The sequence below is a fragment of the Embleya sp. NPDC001921 genome (assembly GCF_053594475.1).
The window spans coordinates 80,427-104,087 of the sequence record NZ_JBSFEO010000016.1 but is presented as its reverse complement, the minus strand read 5'-3'; the positions used below and the strand labels follow the sequence as shown (position 1 = coordinate 104,087).

Here is a 23,661-nt window from a genome sequence, read left to right as displayed (position 1 = left end):
GCCGCGCCGGACCGGCCCGGCCCGGCCCGACCATCGCGGGTCGGCCCGTCCGGCGTTCGCTCGCATCCCGCCCCAGGCCGTACTCCGGCCCGAGCCGCCGCCCACCCCCAGGAGCACGCCAACGTGAGACTCACCGTCACCACCGTGGACGCCGAGGACGGCCTGCGCCGCGACCACCTCGTGGACCTCCCGCCCGGGAGCATCGTGGCGGACCTCGCGATCGCGGTGCGCCGCCAGGCCGCTCTCGCCGCGAGCCCCACGACGGACCGCACCGCGCCGGCCGCCGACCTGGGCGCGTTCCTGGACGGCGACGCGCCGGCGACGGGGCAGACCCTCTACCTCGGCACCGATCCGATCGACCCGCGGGCACCGCTCGCCGTCTCCGGGATCCGCGAGGCCACCGTGCTGGGCCTGGGCGCGCCGCCCGCCGAGCCCGACCTCGTGCACGCCCCCCGTCACCCCCGGGCCCCGCAGACCCTGGTCGAGGTGCACGCGGTGTCCGGCCCGTTCACCGGCCGGGTCTGGCCGCTGGGTCCGGGCAGCCACGAGATCGGCGCGGACGACGGGTGCGCGATCCGGCTGCCGGTGGCCGGCGTACCGCCTCGCGGATTGTGGGTCACGGTCTGTCCGGACGGCAGCGCGTACTGGCATCGCACCGTCCCCGACGACGGCACGGTGCACGGCCGCGAGGTCGCGCCGCCGCCCACCGACGCGATCACCGCCGCCGCCGCGCTGCCGCGCAAGCACGAGGAACGCGTCCTCGAGGACGAGCGCGAGGCGGACCTCAAGGTCGAGCGGGAGAGCGCCAGGATCGCCCCGCCCGAGGGGCCGGTGCTCCGGGCCCCCGCGCCGCCGGGCACCGACTGGCCGCACAACGCCGATCTGGTCGTGGGCCCGTCGCTGCTCCGGTTGTCCCGGCCGGTCGAACCGGACGCCGACGTCACTCCCTCCGAGGACGGCATCGGGCTGGACTACAACCGGCCGCCCCGGATCGCCCCGCACCTGGACGCGGAGAAGATGCGGCTGCCCACGCCGCCGGTCGAGCCGAACCGGCTGCCGTTCCCGCTGCTGGTGATGATCGCCCCGCTGGTCATGGGCCTGGCGATGGTCTGGTTCTTCCATTCGTACTTCTATCTCATCTTCTGCATCATGAGCCCGTTCATGGCGATCGCGAACTGGATCTCCGGTCGTCGCGGCAACCGGGTCAAGCACCAGCTCGACGGGGTCCACTACCGGCGCCGGTTGCGCGTCCTGCACGACGACATCCGGACCGCCGTACGGCGCGAACGCGTCGTGCGCGGCGAGGTGGGTCCGGACCCGGCCGCGGTCGCGCTGATCGCGACCGGCCCGGGCGCCCGGTTGTGGGAACGGCGCCGGCGCGACCCCGACCACCTGGTGCTGCGTATCGGCACGGTCGATCAGCCATCGGTCAAGGAGGTCGAGGACCCGGCCCGGGACGAACACCACCGCGTCGCCCGATGGACCCTGCCGGACACCCCGATCGGCATCGAGATCGCCGACCACGGCGTGCTCGGCGTGGCCGGCCCGACCGAGCCGATCCAGGCGCTGGCCCGGTGGCTGGTGGTCCAGGCCGCCGTCCTGCACAGCCCGCGCGACTTGCGCGTGGTGGTGCTCACCGCCCCGGAACGGGTCGCCGACTGGGCCTGGGTGCGCTGGTTGCCGCATCTGCGCCCGCAGTCCCGCTCGGCCGCGCCGGTGGTGCTGCTCGGCACCGACCCGGAGTCCACCGCGAACCGGATCTCCGAGCTGGTCGCGCAGATCCAAAGTCGCCGGCGCAGCCTGGGCTCGTCGATGGGCCAGGCCATGTTCAGCGGCCCCGACATCCTGGTGATCGCGGACGGCGCCCGGCGGTTGCGCGAGGTGCCGGGCATGGTCCAGGTGCTCACCGAAGGTCCCGCCACCCGGGTGTTCAGCGTCTGTCTGGACGAGCGTGAGCGGCTGCTGCCCGAGGAGTGCGCGGCCGTCGTGCTGGCCGCGGGCCGGCATCTGACGGTCCGCCAGACCGGGCTGCCGGATGTCGAGGACGTGCGGGCCGATCACGTGGACGCGCCGTGGTGCGAACAGGTGGCCCGCTCGCTCGCGCCGCTGCGCGACGTCAGCCCCGAGCACGACAGCGGCCTGCCGCAGACCGTCAAGCTGCTCGACCTGCTCGACCTGCTCGACGTCGAACCGCCGAAGGCCGAACAGTTCCTGGCCCGTTGGGCCCGTCGACCGGCCTCGACCACCTTCACCCTGGGCGCCGGGTACGACGGGCCGCTGCGGATCGATCTGGTCCGTGACGGCCCGCACGGCCTGATCGCCGGCACCACCGGCTCGGGCAAGTCCGAGTTGTTGCAGAGCTTCGTCGCGGCACTCGCGGTGGCCAACCGTCCGGACGAGCTGACCTTCGTCCTGGTCGACTACAAGGGCGGCAGCGCGTTCAGCGAGTGCGCCGAACTCCCGCACACCCTGGGCATGGTCACCGACCTGGACGAACACCTGGCCGCCCGGGCGCTCGACTCGCTCGGCGCGGAACTGCGGCGTCGTGAACACCTGTTGGCGAACGTCGGCGCCAAGGACCATCCCGAGTACCGGGGCAAGCGGGCCGCCGATCCCGGCCTGGCGCCCTTGCCGCGACTGATCCTGGTGATCGACGAGTTCGCCACGCTGGTGCGCGAAGTACCGGACTTCGTCGCCGGATTGATCAACATCGCCCAGCGCGGTCGCTCGCTGGGCATCCACCTGGTGCTGGCCACCCAGCGGCCGGCCGGTGTGGTCACCGGCGACATCCGGGCGAACACCAACCTGCGGATCGCCCTGCGGGTGACCGACGGCGGCGAGAGCCAGGACATCATCGACACGGCCGAGGCCGTGCACATCTCCGCCTCGACCCCGGGGCGGGCGCTGATCCGCACCGGCCCGAACGCGGCCGTCCCGTTCCAGGCCGCGTGGGTGGGCGCCGAACGGCCGATACCCGGCACCGCCCGCGACGAGGGCGCGACCCGCTCGGTCCGCGCCACCGAACTGACCCTGGCCGGCCTGGGCCGTCCCGCGTCGCTGCCCACGCCCGACGAGGGCCCGGACACCGTGGACGCGCCCAATCCCACCGACCTCAACGCACTGGTCCTGGCGCTGCGCGAGGCGGCCCAGGCGCTGCCGGACTACACCCGCCAACCCAGCCCGTGGTTGCCCGCGCTCGCCGATCGTGTGCTGCTGGGCGACCTGCCCGAGGTGGAGCGGCCCGACGCCGACGCGCACGCCTGCTCCCCGCCGCCCATCCCCTACGCGCTGGAGGACGTCCCGCAGCTCCAGGAACAGCGGGTCACCACCGTCGACCTGTCCACGTTCGGCCACCTGTACGTGATCGGTTCACCGCGCTCGGGCCGCACCCAGGTGCTGCGCACGATCGCCGGCGCCGCGGCGGCCCGCACGAGTTGCGCCGACGTGCACCTGTACGGCATCGACGCGGGCGGCGGCGGACTGGCCGCGCTGGAGGCCCTGCCGCACTGCGGCGCGGTGGTGTCGCGGCACGACATGGAGCGGCTGGGGCGGCTGCTGAACCGGCTGGTCCGCGACCTGACCGAGCGTCAGGAGCTGTGCAGCTCGCACAACGCGGCCGGTCTGGTGGAGTTGCGCCGACTGCTCCCGGCGGCCGAACGTCCCGCGCACATCCTGGTGTTGCTGGACGGGTGGGACGCGCTGGTCGGGCTGCTCGACGACCACGACGGCGGCCGGCTCGTGGACGACGTGATGCGCCTGCTGCGCGAGGGCGCCGCGGCCGGGATCCACATCGTGGCGACCTCCGAACGCGGGCTGCTCAGCGGCCGGTTGGCGGCGCACAACGACCACAAGTTGTTGTTGCGCCAGGTCGACCGCACCGACTACCAGATGGTCGGCATGCCGGTGCGCAAGGTGCCGGCGGTGATCCCGCCCGGTCGGGGCTGGCACGCGTTGTCGCAGACGGAGTCGCAGATCGCGCTGCTCGCGGCCGATCCGAGCGGGCAGGAACAGGCCGAGGCGCTGCGCCGGATCGGCGCCGAGGCGACCCGCCGCGACACGGGCGTACCGCGCGCGCGGATGCCGGTGCGGATCCCGACCCTGCCACGCGTGGTCGAGTTCGCCGGCGCGTACGAGCAGGTGCCGGCCGAGTGCCGGCGCCCGATGTGGGGCCTGCTGGGCATCGGCGGGGACAGTGCCGAGCCGATCGGGGTGGACTTCACCACCAAGTCCGTCTTCTGCGTGATCGGGCCCTCCGGCACCGGACGCAGTACGGCCCTGGCCTCGCTCGCGGTGTCGCTGCTCGCGGGCGGTACGTCCCTGGTTGTGCTCTGCCCGCGCGAGTCGCCGCTGCGCGCGCTGGGGCAGCACCCGCAGGTGCGGCTGCTGACCGACGAGGATCCGTCCGCCGAGGACGTCGAGCGCGCCCTGGCGGAGTTGTCCGGCCCGCGCGTGGTGGTCGTCGACGACGCCGACCTGCTCGGGATGCCCGCCGCCGACCGGGTCCTGCGCGACCTGGCGATCGCGGGTCGCGACCGCGGCCAGGGTCTGCTGTACGCGGGCTCCTACGACGCCTTGCAGGTGGCGATGGGCAGTTGGCTCAGCGCGGCTCGACGCGGCAGCCGCAACGGGCTCCTGCTCGCGCCGAAGAACCTCCAGGAAGGCGACATGGTCGGCATCCGGCTGCCCACGAACGTGGTGCGCGCGGCGCCGTCCGGTCCGGGCCGGGCGTGGACCGCGGGCCCGGGCAACGCACCGATGGCGGTACAGGTGCCGCTGACGGTACTGCGGCCCGCGGCCGGCTAGCACACGGCGAGGCGGCCCACCGGTCGAACGAGTTCGGGCCGCGTCCCCCACCCGGGGGACGCGGCCCGAATCGTGGCGCGACAGGCTCAGTTCTTCTTCAGGTTCTTCGCCATCTCGACGTCCATCTCGTGCATCTGCGTCCTGATCTTGGCGAACATGTCGGAGAAGATCTGGATGCCGTCGATGGCCGCGGTCAGGCTCGTGTCGAACTTCGCGTACGCGTCGCGCATGGCCGGGCTCGACTCCTTGAAGACCATGCCGTTGTCGAGCAGGCCGTTCACGTCGGTGAGCAGGGTCTTGATCATCGGGGTGATGTTCTCGCGCGCCGTCTTGAGCTTTCCGGCGACCTCGTCGATCCGAGCGAAATCGAGCGCGATATCGGCGGCCATGGGTTCCTCCAGGGGAGATCGGGCTCACCGCGGGGGTGCGGCGAACCGGGTGATACGGGGGGTCGGGTGGTCGGGCGGGCAGGCAGGCGGGGGCTCGCGGGGAACCGGGGCCGAATGGGCTCAGTCGCGTCGGGGACCGCGGCCACCACCGCCGGCGCCGCCACCGCCGGGTACGGGCTTCTCCGGCGGCGCGGGAGTGACGTCCTTCCACTCGTGCTTGCCGTCGACCCGCGTGTAGATGTGCGTCTTGCCCTCGGAGTCGACCACCTTCTGGGTGCCGCCGCCGTCCTTGTTCAGGTGCGTCTCGGTGGTGGTCACGCCGCCGTCGGGCGCGGTGGACACGGTCGTGTAGTTCAGCCGGTCCGAGTCGTAGGTGGTGACCGACGTGTAGGTCTGGCCGTTGGAGATGACCTTGGTCTCCTCCTTGATCACGTTCCCGTTCGCGTCCAGGGTCAGGTGGGTCTCGATCCGTCCGCCGTTCGGCGTGGTGATCACCTGGTCCAGGGGCGGCTTGTCACCGGGGTCGGTGGCCTTGCAGAACTCGGGAAACGTGCCGTCGGGGCCGGGCTTGGCGCACTCGGCGAGGTGCTCCTGCTTGTACTTCCAGGCGCTGACCTTGTTGCGCCACTCCTCCAGGCCCATCGTCGCGCCCATCACGCCCAGGCCCTCGGTGATCTGCGCGTCGGCGGTGAAGAAGGCGTCGCCGACCTTGCCGAAGCAGTCGCCGAGTTTCTTCAGCAGGTCCTCGGCGCGGGTCATCGGGCCCTTGGACAACCGGTACAGCGAGCGGAACGACGCGGCCAGCGTCGGGTCGCCGAACACGTCCTGGGCCTCGGTGTATCCACCGTTGCCCAGGGTCGCGAAATCACTGGACTTGAGCGTGGGCGAGATCCGGTCGGCGAGCTCGTACAGGTCCTTCTTGGCCTCGCTCAGCGTGCTGTAATCCAGCGCGAAGTCGACCACGTGCGCTCCCGTCGGGCATCGCGGATCCACCGACCGGATCCGTCGCCGTGACCACGCCCGGGTCGGGTGCGCGGTTCATCGCCCGGCCGGGAGAGTGCGCACGAACCGATCGAAGCCGGTCGCTCGCGCGCGGGCGGGCGCACCCGCGCGGTCGATCCCGTACGCCGATGAACCAACCGACCGGCTCGGGCGTGGTCCGGGCGAGGTCCGGCGAGCACGGCGAGGAGACGACGGGTCATGGGCAACCGCCCCACCGACTGGAACACGATCGGATTGAGTACCGATCCGACCCCGGGTGACCCCGTCCGACTGCGCGCGCTGGTCGACTCGATGGACAGCCTGGGACGCGTCGCCCGCGAGATCGACTCGGGCCTGAACTCGGTCCTGGACAAGACCGGGAAGGGCGCCTTCGTCGGCCAGACCGCGGACGCCCTGCGGGACAGGATCAGCGGCCCGTTGCGCGAGTTCGTGCAGAGCATCGCCGACGCGTTCGAGAACTCGGCCAAGTCGATGCGCACCTACGTCGACGTGATGGAGACCCAGCAGCGGATCGCCGACACCGCGCTGGCCAACGGCCGCGGCCTGACCGCCGAGGATCCCCACCGCGCCCAGTACGGGACGACCGCGCGCGACGCGGGCACAGCCCAGCGCACCCAGGCCCAGACCACCGCGAAGGTGGTCAACACCGCGGCGGCCGGCATCAAGCAGCCGGTGACCGACTGCGAGTTGTTCTGGGAGGCGTTCAACTGGCTCGCGATCCTGCTGATCCTGCCCGCGCTGCTGCTCGGCGGGCCGCTCGCACTGCTGGCGATCGGGGTCAACCTGGTCCTGTTCGTCAAGACCGCGGTGGACTTCTCGCAGGGCAAGGCCGGCCTGCTGGACCTGTTCCTGTCCGGTCTGGGGATGATCGCGCCGACCACCAAGGGCATCAACCTGCTCAAACTGTTCAAGGACGGCGCGAAGTTCGTCTGGAACGGCTTCGCGAAATTCGGCCAGTCCGCGTGGAAGTTCGTCAAGGGCACCTTCAACGCGGGGGCGTTCCGCTCGTTCGCGTTCATCCCGGCGATCAAGGACTTCGCCCGCCTCGCGGGCAACTGGATCAAGGTCGGCGGCCTGTGGGTGGGCGCGGCGACGCTGAAACTGCCGTCCTGGATCCGCTCCACGCTCGGCAAGGGCGGGCTGGCCGTGGTCAACGGCTTCAAGGCGATCCCGGCGCTGTTCCGCGGCATCCCCGGCGCGCTCAAGGGATTCGCGGGCAGCACCTGGAAGTTCGCCAAGGACCAGTTGGGCGGCACCAAGTGGCTGCGGCTGATCCTGCCGGTGGACGCGGCCGAGATCAGCAGGTTCGGGCTCAAGCGGGCGTTGCAGATCGGCTTCTACGAGCGCGGCGTGCTGGGCAAGTTCCGCTACGGCGCGCCACTGCTGAGCGCGGGCGGGCGTGGCCTGAGCCAGATCCCGACGCCGCCGCTGCACGGCGTGAACGCGCTGACCGACATGCCGGTGGCCGATCTGGCCCGGATCCGGATCGGCGACTGGGCCGGTCCCGGCCCGGGCGGGATCAATCTCAAGAGCCTGGCCCCGCCGACGAACCTGACCGTGACCTCCCCGGGCGGGTTGCACATCCCCACCTCGTTCGGCGAGGTGATGCAGTTCGCGCCGGACGCGGTGCGCAGGATGGACGCGCTCCTGGACATCGGGGCGCGCGACCTGCGGATGGTGCAGATCGGCGACTGGGCCAAGCTGCCGACGCCGGTGGGAAGCGGCCGGATGGAGCTGACCGGGGTCGGCTCGATCGGCCAACTCGCCCCGACCAACGCCGCCGCCGGCGCGGTACACGCGCTGCCCACCCCGGGTGCGCTGCCCGCCGTCACGCACACCCCGTCGCTCACCTCGCTGTCCGCGCTCGACCTGGTCCAGAACGGCGTCACGCACCGCCCGAACACGCCGTCGCTGCTCACCGGGGGCGGCCCGGGCGGCACCACCACCGGCGTCGCGCACCTGGCCAATCCGAACCTGTCCACCCCGACTCTGAACGGACCGGCGCTGACCAACCCGGGCCTGACCGGGGGCCACGGCCTGACCGCGCCCCAGGTGCACCCGCAAGTACAGCTCAAGCCGGTCGAGTTCGGCGCGACGACCGGCGTGTCCGCGCCGTCCCCGGCCACGCTCGCGGGCGGCCCGTCGCCGACCGCACCGATGCCGGATCACGTCGGGCGCGCGCTGAACCTGCTGGACCACGCTCCGAGCACGCCGATCCGCGTCCTGGACTCCCCCACCAACGCCGGTGCGCTGCCGCCGCACGCCCCGGGCTCGGCTGGCCGGCCGGTCTCCGGGCCGCCCGCGGCGAGCCCGCTCGCGGTCGCGCCGACTCCGCCGCCGCCCGGCGCGGGCCTGGTCGGCCCGGGCAACCGGCTCGCCCCGGGGCAGTTGGAGCAGTTGTGGCGGCGTGAAGCGGATCGCGTCGGCGCGCTGTTCGGCGCCGCCGACGACCCGTTGCGCGCGAGCCGCGTCGAGGCCTGGCGCGACCTGGCCTCGGCGCGCACCGAACTGGGCCGGGCCCAGCAGGTGTTGCACGATCTGGAGATTCGCCCCGGCGGCGGCTCCAAGCCGTCCGCGTTCGAGCGCGACGCGCGGCTCGCGGTGGATCACGCCTCGACCAAGGTGGAGACCGCGCTCACCCGGCTGGACCGGCTCGGCGTGGATCCGGCCCGGATCGACCAGGGCATCGCCCAGATCCAGGCGCAGAGCCTGTTGGAGCGCCCGAGGCTGGTCGGCGGCGCCCCGCACGGTCCCGACAACGGCGTGCGCGACCTGCCGACGAGCTCGACCACCGGCATCTCGAACACCCCGACCACGCCGGTCGCCGGCGGCCTCGCGCAGTCGGCCCCGGACATCACGCTGCACGTCGGCCCCGGTACGCACGGCTTGGACGGCCTGTCCATTCGCACCACGTTCGACGAGGCCGGCCGTCCGCGACACACGCTGGTGGGCGCGGACGGCGGCGCGCCCGCCGCCGGACCGGTCCTGGAGGTGCGCGGGAGTTCGGGCTTCGCCGTCCGCCACCCGGACGGCACCGTGCACGGCTTCGGACCGGCGGGTGAACTCCTCACCACGCACGTGCCGTTGCGTGGTCAGCCCTCGGGTCTGACGCTGCTGACGGAGTATCACGGCTCCGGACCGACGACCCACACGCTCGTCGACGCCCGCGGCACGCGCGTCACCGAGTCGCTGGTCACCTCCGACGCACACGGCTTCCGGGTCACCGACCCGACCACCGGCTCCAGTACCCGCTACCGGGTGGACGGCAGCGTCCTGGATCGGGGCACGGCACTGGCCGGTCCCGGCGATCCGCGCTTCGTGGTCACCGACGGCACCACGCACAGGCTCACCGACGTCCTCGGCCGGCCGTTCCCGGACCACACCGTCACCGGCGTCGACGGCCACGGCTTCCGGGTCACCGACCCGACCACCGGTGGGACCGCCCGATACAGCGCCCGCGGAGTCCTGGTCGAGAGCGGCACGGCGCTCGACGGCCCGCACGGAGCACACTTCCTGGTCGAGGACGGCGCCGAGAACCTCCGCCTGACCGACGTCCACGGCCGACCGATCCCCGACCACACGCTCACCTCGGTCGACCACGGCAACGGCCTGCGCGTCACCGACACGAGCACCAACACCTCGATCCGCTACAGCCGCGACGGCTCCATCGAACACAGCACCCGACTCGGCGGCGACGACACCCACTTCGTCGTCGACAACGGCAACGGCCGACTCACCCTCACCGACCTCGACGGCCGACCCATCCCCCACCGCGAAGTCACCGCGATACAAGACGGCTTCCGCGTCACCGACACGAGCACCAACACCTCCATCCGCCACAGCCGCGACGGCTCCATCGAACACAGCACCCGACTCGGCGGCGACGACACCCACTTCGTCGTCGACAACGGCAACGGCCGACTCACCCTCACCGACCTCGACGGCCGACCCATCCCCCACCGCGAAGTCACCGCGATACAAGACGGCTTCCGCGTCACCGACACGAGCACCAACACCTCCATCCGCCACAGCCGCGACGGCTCCATCGAACACGGCACCCCGCTGCGCGCCGGCGCCGACGAGACACACTTCGTCGTCGATGCGGGCAACGGCCGACTCACCCTCACCGACACCCACGGCACGCTCGTGCCGGGCCGCGAAGTCACCGCCGTACAGGGCGGCTTCCGGGTCACCGACAACGTCGGGGGCGCGTCCGTGCGCTACACCGCCGACGGCGCCGTCGCCGAGCGCGGCATCGCGCTGGGCGGCGCGGGCGATCCGCGTTTCGTGGTGGCCGAGGGCACCGGACACCGGCTCACCGACACGCACGGCGTTCCTCGACCCGAGGTCGTGCAGGTCCACCCCGGCGGCGGCTACCGCGTCGAGCCGCGGCCGGGCGGGGCCCGGACGTACGAGCGCTTCGACGCCGGCGGCAACCCGGTCGGAAGCGGTCGGGAGTTGTTCGACGCGGCGGGCGCCCGGATCGGGTACGTGGACCGGCCTACGACCGGTCCCGCTCAGATGCTCGACAACGCGTTCGATCCCGGCTCCGCGCGGCCCGCGACCTCGACCCCGGACGGGATCCGGGTCGACGACGCGCACGGTGGCCACCGGGTCTTCGACAACAACAGCGGCGCGTTGACCCACGAGACGATCGTCCTGCGCGATCCGTCCGCCGCCGCGCCCACGGCGCGCGTGACGGTGGATCACGCCACGGGCGCCGCGCCGACGGTGCACCTGGTCGAGGCGCCCGGCGTACCGGGGCCGGCCCGCACGGTGTCCAGGGACCCGGTCACCGGTGAGCTGCGCGTCACGATCAACGAGCCGAACAGCCCGCGCCACGGCGAGTTCCGCACCCACGGCAACGACGGATCGCTCAACCACGAGGGCTTCAACGTCCTCAAGGACGGTCGCCGCACGGACCACCAGTACGTGGTGGACCATCACGCCCGCACCTGGCGGCAGGAGTACCGCGACGGCGTGACCCCTCCGGCCGATCTGAACAAGCCCGCCGGCTTCGAGCGCAACGGCTTCGAGCGCGGCACGGTCGACGCGAGCGGCGCCGCGAACGGCGGGATCAAGCTCAAGTCGGCCACGCCCGGCAAGGTCGACGTGTTCGAGCGCCGACTGCTGCCCGGCGGCAACACGCTCGACGCGTTCCGCCGTACCGACCTCAGCGGGTTCGGCAGCACCAGCCGGCGCACCACGTGGGTCGAGTACGGCGTGGACGCCGCCGTGGCCAACTCCGGCACGCGCAGGTTCGACACCTCCGGTTTCGGCTGGCAGGACGTGGACTCCGGCCACACCGTGGTCCGCGAATACCGGGACACACTGCAGAAGTTCGACACCCGGGCCGGTCACACGCTGGGCGTCGAGGGCGACGCGGGCTGGACCTGGCACCGGTACGACGCGACCGGCAACGAACTCGCGCACGGCCCGCGCACACCGCACGCCGACGGCGGGTGGAGCGACCGGACCATCGCGCAGCCCGACGCGAACGGCCACACCCCCGCCCGCGGCGACCTGGTCCAGAAGCAGTGGGGGCCGCTGCACTCGCCGAACAAGGCGCGGCACTATGTCGAACACCCGTTGGCCAGGCCGACCGATCCCACGCACACGACCTGGGACGTGCAGCCCTCCTGGGACAAGCAGTCGCCGCAGGGCAAGGAGTCCGGCAAGCACGAGGTCAAGACGGACGGTTCGACGTTCACCACGAACCGGGTCTCCGAGCAGCGCCCGCCGCAGTGGGCCCGCCGCATGCTCGGCGAGGGCGGCACCGAACCCACCGGCATCCACGCCTTCCTCGGCCCGGACACCCGCTACCAGATGTTCGCGTGGGAGAAGACCACGCCGAATCCGGCGGGCGGCGAGCCGCTGTCGCGGTCCGGTGCCCGGTTCGTCGGCGACGACGGCGGCTACGTCGACATCCACGCCGACGGGAGCTTCGCCCGCTCGCAGACCAAGCTGCACAGCGGCTCGACGCTCAAGGTCGGCGACACCGTGACACCCCACCCGAACGCGCCCGCGGGGTCGGTGCCGTGGAACGACGGGAGCACGACCGGCTACCGGATCGAGACCCCGGGCGGTGGCCCGGCCGACGCGGTGTGGCAGGACATCCGGTTCGCCGCCGACGGCACCGACCCGAGGGTGGTCCGCGAGGGCTTCGCGAACGGGAACGTGCGCGAGTACAACGCCCCCCAGCCGCACCGCGACCCGGCCGGCAACCTGGTCGCCGACCCGAACGCCGACTGGGTGCGGCGCGACGGCCACGGCTACCTGTCCGGGCAGCGCCACACCTGGCCGGCCGCCGACGGCACCGGGCACGTCACGGTCACCGCGGCCGGGAAGCCGACCGCGCGGACCTGGGACTGGCACGCGGTCGACTCCAACGGAAACGTCACGGAGGGCAAGCGGGTTCTCTTCCGCGGCTCGGACGACCCCAAGTTGCCGTTCGACGACTCCTTCCGCGACTTCGATGCCGGGAACAACCTGGTGCGCGAGCGCAGGATGCTCGACGGCGGCAAGTACGTCGACGCGTGGCGCACCGGGGAGGACGGCTGGGAGTGGCGGAAGTTCGGCGCGAACGGCGCGGAGACACCGCATCCCCGTGCCGCCGGCGAAACGGGTGGGCAGGTCAGGACCTGGTGGAACCCCGAGGGCGGCGCCAACGGCCGATGGGAGGCGCAACCGACCGGCAACGGGAACCTGCTGTTCCGCGACGAGTACCGACCCTCCACCGGTGCGCGTGTGGTGGTCCGGGAAACCCCGCCGCACATCGGCGACAGCGCGCCGGCCCGGGTGCGCGAGTATCACCCCGGCGGCGACACGACGCCCGCCCCCGGCACGTGGAAGGAGTTCGACCACGGCGCGGCGGTGCGTACCCGCGAGCGCATGCCGGACGGCACCTTCCTGGAGACCGACGCGTGGCGCGGCCAGTGGCGGCACTACAGCGCGGGCGACCACCTGCTCGGCCGGCGCACCGACGGCGGCGTGGTGATCACCACCGACTCGCTGGGCCGCTGGCAGGCGATCGGCACCGAGTACGACTTCCGCGGCCCGCTGAGCGAACTGCGGGGCTGGGGACGGCGGATCCGCGAGGGGCAGCGCATGCCGTGGACGGACAGCCGGCTGGGCATCGACGCGACGCAGTTCCGCGGCGCGCTGCAGGGCCTGCCGAACATCCCGGCGGCCGGCACGATCCGCCTGGCCGAAGCCGCCTACCAGCCGTACTGGTCGGTGATCGCGAAGAAGGCCCTCCTGGAGCTCGGACAGGAGTTCGTGATCGAGTTCGCCGCGAACCTGATCGCCAACGGCATCACCGCGGCGATCAACAACAAGCCCTTCACCGGTAAGGACGTGCTCAAGTCGTTCGCGAACGCGGCGGTGGGCTCCGCGGTCAAGACCACGCTGGGCACCTTCATCCACGAGAACAAGCTCACGCACACCCGCTGGATGGGCGACGCCAAGAGCGGTCTGGGCAACATCGACGGCGGCAAGCACTGGAACCGGCGCCCGGGCAACCACGACAAGACCTGGGCCAACGAGTGGGCGGGCAACGAGACGCCGATCCGGTGGCGCAGCGGCACCTACGACTTCGGCTTCAACATCGGCCTGGGCGGGATCACCGGGTGGGTCAACGGCGCGATGAACGCCTCGGTGTGGGGGATCACCGGCGCCGACGGTCTCACCCACAAGCTCACCGGCTGGGACGCGTTCCTGGACGGCGGTCTGTCCGCGTTCTCCGGCATGTTGAGCAACGGCAGCGTGGCGCTGGCCCGCAACGTCGTGCTCAGCGGTGCCGGCGGTCGGTTGTTCCACCGGCAGGGCTTCAACGAGTTCGTCCTCAACATCGCCTTCAAGTCTCTCGAGAAGGTCTTCAGCGGCTGGCTCACGCCGACGCTGCGGGGCGCCATCCATCCGTACTGGTACTAGAAGAGCAGAAGGGTGCGTAGCGCACAGGTGTCGAGCATCGACCATCGAGGGAGCGGCACCGGGCCGGCGGCCGTCCGGGTGGCCGCCAAGGGCCGCGGCACCCATCGCCGGATCGCGGACGCGGTCCGCGCCGCGCCCCCCGGCGCGACCGTGTGGGTCGCCGCCGGCCACTACACCGAATCGCTGGTGCTGGCCCGGTCGGTGACGGTGTGTCCGGAGCCGGCCGGCGGCGAGGTGGTGCTGACCGCGACCGACCACGGCCCGGCGATCACCGTGGACGCGGCGGACTGCGTGGTGCGCGGGCTGAGCGTGCACGGCGCGGGCACCGACGTGCCGGCCGTCAGCGTGGGTCCGGGCGCGGGCCTGATCCTGGCCGACTGCACGGTGACCGGTGGCCGGATCGAGGTGCGCGGCGGGCCGGACCGGCCCGGGGAGGACGGCGCCGATCCGGACCTGGACGCCGCGCCGACGGCCGCCGGGACCACCTCGGCGCTGCTGCTCACCGGCACGCGCGTGCGCGGCGCGCGGCTCGCGGGCCTGCATGTGTCCGGTGACGCGCGGGCCCGGGTCGAGGACGTCGAGGTCAGCGCGATCGAGGGCACCGGGATCGTGCTGTCGGGCGGTGCGCGGGTGGGCGTGGCGCGGCTGCGCCTGGAGGCCACCTCCGGCTCGGGCATCCGGCTGCGCGGCCGGGCGATGTTGCGGCTGAGCGATTCGGTGCTGCACGGCTGCGGGCGGGTGGGCCTGCTGCTGGAGGACGCGTCCTCGGCTGTGGCGGGCGAGAGCCGCGTGAGTGCGCCGGGCGCGGCCGGCATCCGGCTCGGCGGCAGCGCCCGGGCCGAGCTGACCGACTGTCGCATCCTGGACGCCGCCGAGGCCGGCATCGTGCTCGACGGCACCGCGCGGGTGGTCGCGCAGGGCTGCGCGGTGCGCCGCTCGGCGACCAACGGCGTACTGCTCACCGAGGGTGCGGGCGCCGACCTGACCGACTGCCGGATCCTGGACTCCGGCTACGGCGCGGTTCACGCCGCCGGCACCGCCGTGCTCAAGCTGGCCGACTGCCGGGTCCGGGGAACTCCCGAGCACGGCGTGCACACCGCGGACACCGCCCGGGCCGAGCTGACCGACTGTACGGTCTCGGCCGCCGCGATGACCGGGATCGCGGTCACCGGCCGGTCCTCGGCCGCGCTCTCCGGCTGCCTGGTCGCGGACACCGCGACCGGCATCGGGATCGGTTCGCCGACCGGATCGCGGGTGTCGGGCTGCACGGTGCGCGCGGCCGGGCGGACCGGGATCGAGGTCACCGGCGAGGGCGTCGCCGAGCTGGCCGGCAACCGGGTCACCGGCGCGGGCGCCGCGGGCATCGTGTTCGACGCGGGTTCGCGGGCCGAGCTGGCCGGCGGCTCGATCGAGGACTGCACCGGCTCGGGCCTGGTGGTGTGGACCGGCGCCCGTCCCACGGTGCACGGTCTGCGGATCGAACGGCCGGGCAAGAACGGCCTGTACGTCGCCGAGCAAGCCGGCGGCACCTTCACCGGGTGCGACGTGATCGGCGCCGGCTACGCGGCGCTGCACGTGGGCGGCGGCGCGGATCCGCTGTTCCGTCGCTGCCGGGTGCGCGAATGCACCGACGACCTGAGCACGGATCCGAACGCCGCGCCGGTGTTCGACGACTGCGATCCCGCGCTCGGCGCCGGCAGCGGCCCGCGGCTCGCGACCGCCGCGACCGCGGGCATCGCGCCGGGTCCCTCGGCTGCCGCCGCGTCCGTGCCCGAGTTGCCCGACGTGGTCGAGGAGAGCCTGCCCGACCTGCTCGCCGAACTCGGCGAACTGGTGGGCCTGGACGGGGTCAAGCGCGACGTGGCGTCGATGGCCAAGCTGATGCAGACGGTCCGGCTCCGGGTCGAGGCCGGGCTGCCCGCGCCGCCGCTGAGCCGGCACCTGGTCTTCGCGGGCAACCCGGGCACCGGCAAGACCACGGTGGCGCGGCTGTACGGCCGGCTGCTCAAGGCGCTCGGCCTGCTCGGCCACGGCCATCTGGTCGAGGTCGACCGCAGCGCGCTGGTCGGCGAGTACGTCGGCCACACCGGGCCCAAGACCGCCGCCGCGTTCAACCGGGCGATCGGCGGCGTGTTGTTCATCGACGAGGCCTATTCGTTGTCGCCGCTCGCCGGCGGCAACGACTTCGGCTCCGAGGCGATCGCCACGCTGGTGAAGCTGATGGAGGATCACCGCGACGACGTCGTGGTGATCGCCGCCGGATATCCCGACGACATGGACCGGTTCGTGTCCTCCAACCCGGGCCTGGCCTCCCGGTTCACCCGCACGCTGCTGTTCGAGGACTACGACGCCGAGCAGCTCGTGGCCATCGTCGAGCACCAGGCGGAGCGGCATCGCTACGAACTGACCCCCGCCGCGCGCGCCGAACTGCTCGCGCTGTTCGCCGGCATGACCCGCGGCGGCGGCTTCGGCAACGGGCGCTCGGCCCGGCAGGCGTTCCAGGAGATGACGGAACGTCAGGCCGGTCGGGTCGCCGAACTCGACAACCCCGACGCGGCCCAACTGATCGCCCTGGAGGTCGCGGACCTGCCCGCGTCCCTCGCGGGCGCGACCGCGTGAGCATCCTCCCCCCGACACCTGGAGTCCCCGTGCCCGCCAACAACCGCCCGCACAACGGTGGTTCCCCCGACGACCCGAACGGCTTCGCGGCCACCTTCGCCCGCCGACCCGGCACCGGCGCCCGCGGCCCGGTGCCCGGCCCGCGGGTCTGGGGCACGATCGGCGGCGCCGCGGCGCTGACCACCGGCGCGATCGTGCTGGTGCCGCTGCTGGCCGCGCCCGGCACCGCCGCCTCGCATCCCCGCCGCGACGTGCAACACGTCGCGGCGAACGCGGCGTTGCCGGGTACGCCCGCCGGCTGGGGCACCCCGGGCAGCGCCGAACCGGCCCCGGTCGAGGGGGTTCCGGTGAGTGCCGACGGCACGCCCGCGGTGCCGCAGGGTCCGCCCGGCGGAGCGCCGGTCGGCTACCAGCCGGGCGGCGTGCCCGGCACGGGGGCGGGCGGCTCGGTGGCCTACAACGGCGGTGCCGCCGGCGGGGGCGGCGGTGCGGTGGCCGGCGGTGGCGCGGGTGGCGGCGGGGTCGGCGGTGGCGGTGGCTCCGCCGTCCCCGGGGCCGGCGGGTCCACTCCGGGCGGTTCGGTCGCCGGCGGTGGCGCCGGCGGCACCACGTCGGGCGCCAAGCCGCCGGTGCCGCCGCCGAGCACCCCGGCCAAGCCGCCGGTCGCCCCGGCCCAGGGACCGCAGCAGGTCTACAACGGCTATGCCGGGCTGGGTTGTTCGAACTCGGGCGCCGGATTCCGGGTGCAGGGCGAGTACAGCGACGGCAAGGAGGGCTGGTACAAGGTCGGCAGCGGCGGCCTGGGCACGGCCGGGTGCGGGGACGACTTCTGGGCGATCCCGATGTCCGGCTCCAAGACCAAGGACGATTCCAGTGTCGCCGCGGTGTGGACCTGGAACGCCGGTGCCAGGGCCAAGAGTTGCTCGGTGCAGGTGTACGTGCCCGGCGGCTCGACCTGGCGCGACGCGGCCGGCAAGCCGGCGTTCTACCAGGTGCTGGACACCGATAGCGGTTCCGCTCCGGTCCGATCCACCTTCACCGTCGACCAGACCGCGCACCGCGGCGCCTGGATCCAGGGCGTGAGCCTGCCGGTCAAGGACGGCAAGGTGGTGCTGCGCATGGTCAACCGGGGCGAGGACTGGGTGGGCCAGGACAAGACGTACGCGCACCTGGCCGCGGGTCAGGCGCGGGTGCTCTGCTACGACCGCTGACCCGGCGACCGCTTCCGGCGACCACTTCCACCGGCTGTTTCCCGCCGGCTGTTTCCTCCCGGCTGTTTCCTCCCGGCCGGGCCCTTCGCGGCCCGGCCGGTTGCCCGCGTTCCACGGGTGCGCGGCTCAGCGCGGGTACATCTTGACGACCTTGCCGTCCAGGTCGGCCCGCAGATAGCCGCCCCCGTAGTCGTCACTGACGTAGATCTTCAGCGCCGGCACCCGGTCGATCAGTCCGATGTCCAGGATCACGTAGTGGTTCTTGGGCGTGGTGACGCCCAGTTCCTTGTCGGCCTTGGCCATCAGCGCGGGCAGCGCGTCCCAGTTGACCTTCGTCAGGTCGATGGTCTTGTCGTCCCGGTCGGTCCCGGAGCCGGATTCCTTCTTGGTCGCGCCGTCGCGGTAGGAGAAGCGGTCGTACAGGCGGGCATTGCCGGCGACCGGTACCTCCGTGAAGGCGTACTTGTCGTAGACGTTGAGTTCCTTCACCTTGGTCCCCCCGATCACCGGGGCCATCGCGTCGATCAGGCCGCGGATGGCGGTGGGGGTGAGCAGGTTCACCGTCTCCGCGGGGGGCTTGGTGGTGCGCGTCGCCGACGGCCGGGTGGGTGTCGAGTCGACCGGGATCCCCGGCACGTCGGGCGACGGGGTGGGGCGCGCGCTGTTGGTGCTCTGCGTGCCGGCGCCGGCCTTCGTGTCGGAATCCGAACCCTTGTCGCCGAATTGGGAGGCCAGGACCAGCGCGACCAATCCGCCGACCAGGATGGTGCCGACCGCGGAACCGGCGATGATCCGGACCCGGCGGACCCGCTGCCGATCCGGCGACTGGGGTTCGGCCGGGGTGAACGGCGTCGCATAGCGCGAGGACGGCGGTTCGGACGGCGGTGGCGGGGTCGACGACGCCTGCCAGGCACCGGAGTTCGCCTCCGCGCCGACCCGGTCCGCGCCCGACCAGGCCGGTCCCGCATCCGCCGCGCGACCGCCGCCGAGGTCGGCCGGCTGCCAGGCGAGGGCGTCGGCGACCGGCAGCGCCGACGTGGTGTGCTGCGACGAGGGCCGCCCGGTCGGCTCGCCGGCCGCCTCGGCCAACAGCCGGTCCAGGTGCGCCGCGTCCGGGCGGGCCGCAGGGTCGCGGACCAGCAGCGCCTCCAGGACCGGAGTCAGCGCACCCGCGCGGACCGGCGCCGGCACCGTCTCGGTCAACACCGCGGCGAGCGTGGCCAGGCTGGTCGCCTTGCGCAGCGGATGTCGCCCCTCGACCGCTACGTACAACATCATTCCCAGCGACCACAGGTCGGACGCCGCGTTGTCCTCCTCGCCGCGGATGCGCTCGGGCGCGATGTACTCGGGCGAGCCGATCAGGTCCCCGGTCGCGGTCAGACTCGTCGACTCGCGCAGCGCGGCGATGCCGAAGTCGGTCAGCACCGGGCTGCCGTCGGCGCGCAACAACACGTTGCCCGGCTTGACGTCGCGGTGGTGGATCCCGGCCGCGTGCGCGGCGCTCAGCGCGGACAGCACACCCCGACCGATCGCGGCGGCCTCGGCGGGCGGGATCGGCCCGACCGTCAACCGGTCGTGCAGCGAGCCGCCCGGGACCAGTTCCATCACCAGCCACGGATGCGGAACCTCGGCGGCATCCACGATGTGATGAATCGTCACCACGTGTGGGTGGTTCAGCCGGGCCAGCGACCTGGCCTCGCGCAGCACCCGCTCGCGCAACATCCGCGCGGCGGTCGGATCGTCCTCCAGCAGCGCCGGGTCCGGCGGCCGGACCTCCTTGAGCGCGACCTCGCGTTCCAGCGCCAGGTCACGCGCCCGCCAGACCAAGCCCATGCCGCCACCACCGAGCCGCTCCAGCAACTCGAAGCGGCCGTCGATCACGCGTCTGCCAGGTACACCCGGGGTCATGCGGCACACCCTACAAATCCGGACTCCCACACCGGCACTCGCCGCCCGCATCGTGGGCAACTCCCTCGCCGAAAACCAACCCCACCCCACCCGCCGAACCCCCAACCCACACCCCCGCCCACCATGCGAACCCCGGCCTGCCCGCCCGGGAGCCGAACGCCCCGGCCGAGTCGCCCGCTTACGGTCGGGCGCATCGCGCCCCACCCCAGACCACCTCGACCGCCCCCACTCCGACCCACGACGCAAGCCCCCGCACGCCCACCCGTGACCCGAACGCGCCGGCCGAGTCACCCGCTCACGGTCGGGAGCTTCGCGCCCCACCCCAAACCCCATCCACCACCCCCGCCCCCAACCCGCCACCCACACGCCCACCTCGGACCCGAACGCCCCGGCCGAGTCGCCCACTCACCGTCGAGAGCTTCGCGCCCCACCCACCCCCGCCCCGCCAGGGGGTAGCGTGACGGTTGGGTGCGGAACGTGATGGATGTAGGACTATCGGTTATTTTGATCATCACTTTTTGCTAGGGTCGGCGCAGAGGCGAGAGTGCCCCCGCCATGGGGCCGCGCCGCGATTCGCGCGTTCGCCGGATGTGGACCACCTGACGACACGGATCACACGACACCCGATCTCCCACGGCCCCGCGAGGGGTCCGCGCCCCCACGTGTGAGGGCGGTGCGACGGCGCCCGGACCCGGGCGCCCGGACCTGGGCCGGGTACGCGGCACACGAACCGGTGTGCGGGGTATGGCGATTCGGCATGCCCGAACGGGTGCGGGGTCGCCTCGGCCGACGAGAGGTCAGGGCGTTGATGGAAGCGTTCTTCAGGGGATGGGGCCGGGTCGCCGGGTTGTTGCCGGGGCCCGGTGATCTGCCGGCGATACGCCGCGCGCCGGGGCGGGATCTGCTGGCCGGACTCACCGTCGCGGTGGTCGCGTTGCCACTGGCGTTGGCGTTCGGCGTGGCGTCGGGGGTCGGCGCGCAGGCCGGGCTGGTGACGGCGGTGGTCGCGGGCGCGCTGGCGGCGGTGTTCGGCGGGTCCAACCTCCAGGTGTCCGGACCGACCGGGGCGATGACCGTGGTCCTGGTCCCGGTCGTGCAACGCCACGGCACCGACGGCGTGTTGATGGTCGGCCTGATGGCCGGCGTACTGCTGGTCGTGGTCGCCGTACTGCGCCTGGGCCGGGCCGCGAAGTACCTGCCGCTGCCGGTCGTCGAGGGCTTCACCGCGGGCATCGCCGTGGTGATCGCCCTCCAGCAGGTGCCCGCCGCGTTGGGCGCGGCCGGCGAGGGCGAGAAGGTGTGGCAGGTCGCCGGGCACGCCACCGTGCGCTTCCTCGAACACCCGGACGCCGACGCCCCCGCGATGGCCCTCGGCGTGGCCGCGCTGCTCCTGGTCTGCGCGCGATGGCGGCCGGGCGTACCGTTCTCGCTGCTCGCGGTGGCCGCCGCGACCCTCCTGGCCGAGGTCCTGCCCACCCTCGACGTGGCCCGCATCGGCAGCCTGCCCAACGGGCTGCCCGCCCCGTCCCTGGCCTTCCTCGACGCGTCGATGCTGGTCGTCCTGCTCCCGTCCGCCCTGGCCGTCGCCGCACTGGCCGGCCTCGAGGCGCTCCTGTGCGCGAGCGTGGCCGACGGGATGACGACCGGCCAACGCCACGACCCCGATCGCGAACTCCTCGGCCAGGGCATCGCCAACCTGGCCACGCCCCTGTTCGGCGGCGTACCGGCCACCGCGGCCATCGCCCGAACCGCCGTCAACGTCCGCGCCGGCGCGTCCTCCCGGCTCGCCGCGCTCACCCACGCCGTCGTGCTCGCGGTGATCGTCTTCAGCGCGGCCGGCCTGGTCTCGCACATCCCGCTGCCCGCGCTGGCGGGCGTACTGCTGGCCACCTGCGTGCGCATGGTCCAGATCTCCACGCTGGCCGCGCTGGCCCGCTCCACGCGCGCCGACGCCGCCGTGCTCGCGGTGACGTTCGTGGTGACCGTCGCGGTGGACCTGGTCACCGCGGTGGTGATCGGCATCGCCCTCGCCGTCGTCCTGGCGCTGCGCCAGGTGACCCGCTCGGCCCGGCTGGAGCCGGTACCGATCCCCACCGACGACGCGGAGGAGGAGGCCGGGGCCGGGCCCCGCGGCACGCCCGGGCCCTCGACCGGCCACATCGCGGTGTTCCGCCTGGACGGGCCGCTGTTCTTCCCGGCCGCACACCGCCTGCTCACCCGGTTGTCCGAGGTGGAGGACGTCCGGGTGGTCGTTCTGCGGATGTCTCGGGTGACCGCGATCGACGCGACCGGCGCCGGCGTCCTGGGCGAGGCGATCACCGACCTGGAGGTGCGCGGCGTCACCGTATTGCTCTCCGGCGTCCAGCCGGACCACGATCAGGTTCTGGACGCGCTGCGGATCGCCGAGCATCTGCGCCGCGATCACCTGGTCTTCCCGGACACGCGCGGTGCGATCCGGCACGCCCGGGAACTCGTCCGCGCCGGCCGCCCGAAACCGGCGGCCCGCTGACGGCGCACCCGCAGCCCCGGAAGCCCACCGCACAAGCCCGCCGCAAGCAAACCCGCAGCCCACCGCAAGCCCGTCGAAGGAGCCCGCCGGGAGAGCCACGCCAAGGAGCCCGTCGCTACTCGCCCAGATAGTGGAACGCGAGCCAGAACACGCCGCCGATGATGTGCGTGACGAACAGGAAGAAGCAGAGCCAGATCAGAATGCCCTTCTCGGTCTGCTTCTGCGTCTCCCGAGGCCGCCGCGATATCGCCGCGGACGAGGCGGACGAGGCGGACGAGGCGGACGAGGCGGACGAGGCGGCCGGAGCAGACGAAGCAGCCGGGGCGGGCGGCGCGCCCGGCCCGGCCGCGCCTGGCTCCGGGGCCGACTCCGGGGCCGGCTCCGGGGCTGGTTCGGTCATCACGGTTCCTCGCGTCGGGGCGGAGCAGACCACCGGGGTACGCACCCGGACTGCCCCGCCACGGTAACCGCCGCGCACGCGGCACCCGCGACGACCACCCGTGCGGCACCGTCCCGCTCGGGTGGTGCCCCGCCGTCCGGTCCTGCCGCCCCGCCCCGCGGGCTCAGCCCTGTCCCTCCGCCAGCACACCGATCAGCCGCCCGATGCGATTGCTGATGATCATGTCCACGCCCATTCCCACCAGCCGGCGCATCACCCGCGGCGAGTCCACCGTCCACGCGCTCACCAGGTAACCGTCCGCGTGGCAACGCTCGACCGAGGCCGCGTCGTACGCCCGCCAGCGCAGGTTGATGTACTCCGGCCGCAGGTCGCGCAGCACCGCCGCGTCCGGCACACGTGCGAACGAGTCGCCGCTGAGCCCGATGTGCGCGTGCGCGGCGTGCTCGCGCACCCGGCTCATCGCGACCGGCCCGCCGACGTACAAAATCCGCTCGTTCACCCCGTGTCGGTCGACCGCGTCCACGGCCGGCTCGGCCAGTTCGATCTCGCCGAAGTCGACCATCAACCCGCCTCGGGTGCCCTTGATCAGCTCCAACGCCTCGCCGAAGCCGGGCACCCGGTACTTCCCGCGCCGGCCGATCTCCTGGACCTGAGCCAACGTCAGGTCCCGCACCCGCGCGTTGCGCCACCACAACCGGCGCAGCGTCGCGTCGTGCAGGAGCACCAAGTGCCCGTCCCGGGTGATCTCGAGGTCGACCTCGACCAGATCGGCGCCCTGCTCCAGTGCGCTCGCCAACGACGGCAGGGTGTTCTCCCGAAAGCGCCGGGGGTCGCCTCGGTGGGCCACGGCCAGGGTCACGACAAACCTCTCGATCGGGGACCGGCGGG

Annotated in this window: 10 protein-coding genes; 5 read left to right on the top strand and 5 right to left on the bottom strand. The window is 73.1% G+C overall.

Annotated elements, in window-relative coordinates; genetic code table 11:
• Positions 1–123: 123 nt before the first annotated feature.
• On the top strand, positions 124–4,803 hold the full coding sequence (locus ACWCPW_RS20205) for an FtsK/SpoIIIE domain-containing protein (protein WP_449762946.1): 4,680 nt from the start codon (positions 124–126) through the stop codon (positions 4,801–4,803).
• Positions 4,804–4,889: 86 nt separating this feature from the next.
• Here ACWCPW_RS20205 and ACWCPW_RS20200 read toward each other — a convergent pair whose 3' ends face one another.
• Positions 4,890–5,192, bottom strand: a complete 303-nt coding sequence (locus tag ACWCPW_RS20200; RefSeq protein WP_395863894.1) for a hypothetical protein — start codon at positions 5,190–5,192, stop codon at positions 4,890–4,892.
• 120 nt (positions 5,193–5,312) lie between these two features.
• On the bottom strand, positions 5,313–6,155 hold the full coding sequence (locus ACWCPW_RS20195) for a hypothetical protein (protein ID WP_449762945.1): 843 nt from the start codon (positions 6,153–6,155) through the stop codon (positions 5,313–5,315).
• A gap of 237 nt (positions 6,156–6,392) precedes the next feature.
• Here ACWCPW_RS20195 and ACWCPW_RS20190 point away from each other — a divergent pair, with 237 nt between their 5' ends.
• From ACWCPW_RS20190 to ACWCPW_RS20180, 3 genes are read left to right on the top strand one after another with little or no spacing between them, the layout of a single operon-like run.
• Positions 6,393–14,126 carry a hypothetical protein gene (locus tag ACWCPW_RS20190; RefSeq protein WP_449762944.1) on the top strand — a complete coding sequence of 2,578 codons (7,734 nt, stop codon included), beginning with the start codon at positions 6,393–6,395 and terminating at the stop codon, positions 14,124–14,126.
• A gap of 12 nt (positions 14,127–14,138) precedes the next feature.
• A complete protein-coding gene (locus ACWCPW_RS20185) occupies positions 14,139–16,745 on the top strand; it encodes a right-handed parallel beta-helix repeat-containing protein (protein ID WP_449762943.1) in 2,607 nt (868 codons plus the stop codon).
• A 29-nt stretch (positions 16,746–16,774) separates the two neighbouring features.
• Positions 16,775–17,956 carry a hypothetical protein gene (locus ACWCPW_RS20180; protein WP_449762942.1) on the top strand — a complete coding sequence of 394 codons (1,182 nt, stop codon included), beginning with the start codon at positions 16,775–16,777 and terminating at the stop codon, positions 17,954–17,956.
• Positions 17,957–18,082: 126 nt separating this feature from the next.
• Here ACWCPW_RS20180 and ACWCPW_RS20175 read toward each other — a convergent pair whose 3' ends face one another.
• Positions 18,083–19,864, bottom strand: a complete 1,782-nt coding sequence (locus ACWCPW_RS20175; RefSeq protein ID WP_449762941.1) for a protein kinase domain-containing protein — start codon at positions 19,862–19,864, stop codon at positions 18,083–18,085.
• A gap of 808 nt (positions 19,865–20,672) precedes the next feature.
• Here ACWCPW_RS20175 and ACWCPW_RS20170 point away from each other — a divergent pair.
• Positions 20,673–22,373, top strand: a complete 1,701-nt coding sequence (locus tag ACWCPW_RS20170) for a SulP family inorganic anion transporter (RefSeq protein ID WP_449762940.1) — start codon at positions 20,673–20,675, stop codon at positions 22,371–22,373.
• A gap of 115 nt (positions 22,374–22,488) precedes the next feature.
• Here the strand turns inward: ACWCPW_RS20170 and ACWCPW_RS20165 are convergent, their stop codons facing one another.
• Positions 22,489–22,773, bottom strand: coding sequence for a hypothetical protein (locus tag ACWCPW_RS20165; RefSeq protein ID WP_449762939.1), 285 nt, complete (start codon positions 22,771–22,773; stop codon positions 22,489–22,491).
• 163 nt (positions 22,774–22,936) lie between these two features.
• Positions 22,937–23,632, bottom strand: a complete 696-nt coding sequence (locus ACWCPW_RS20160; RefSeq protein WP_449762938.1) for a glycerophosphodiester phosphodiesterase — start codon at positions 23,630–23,632, stop codon at positions 22,937–22,939.
• Between the last annotated feature and the right edge of the window lie 29 nt (positions 23,633–23,661).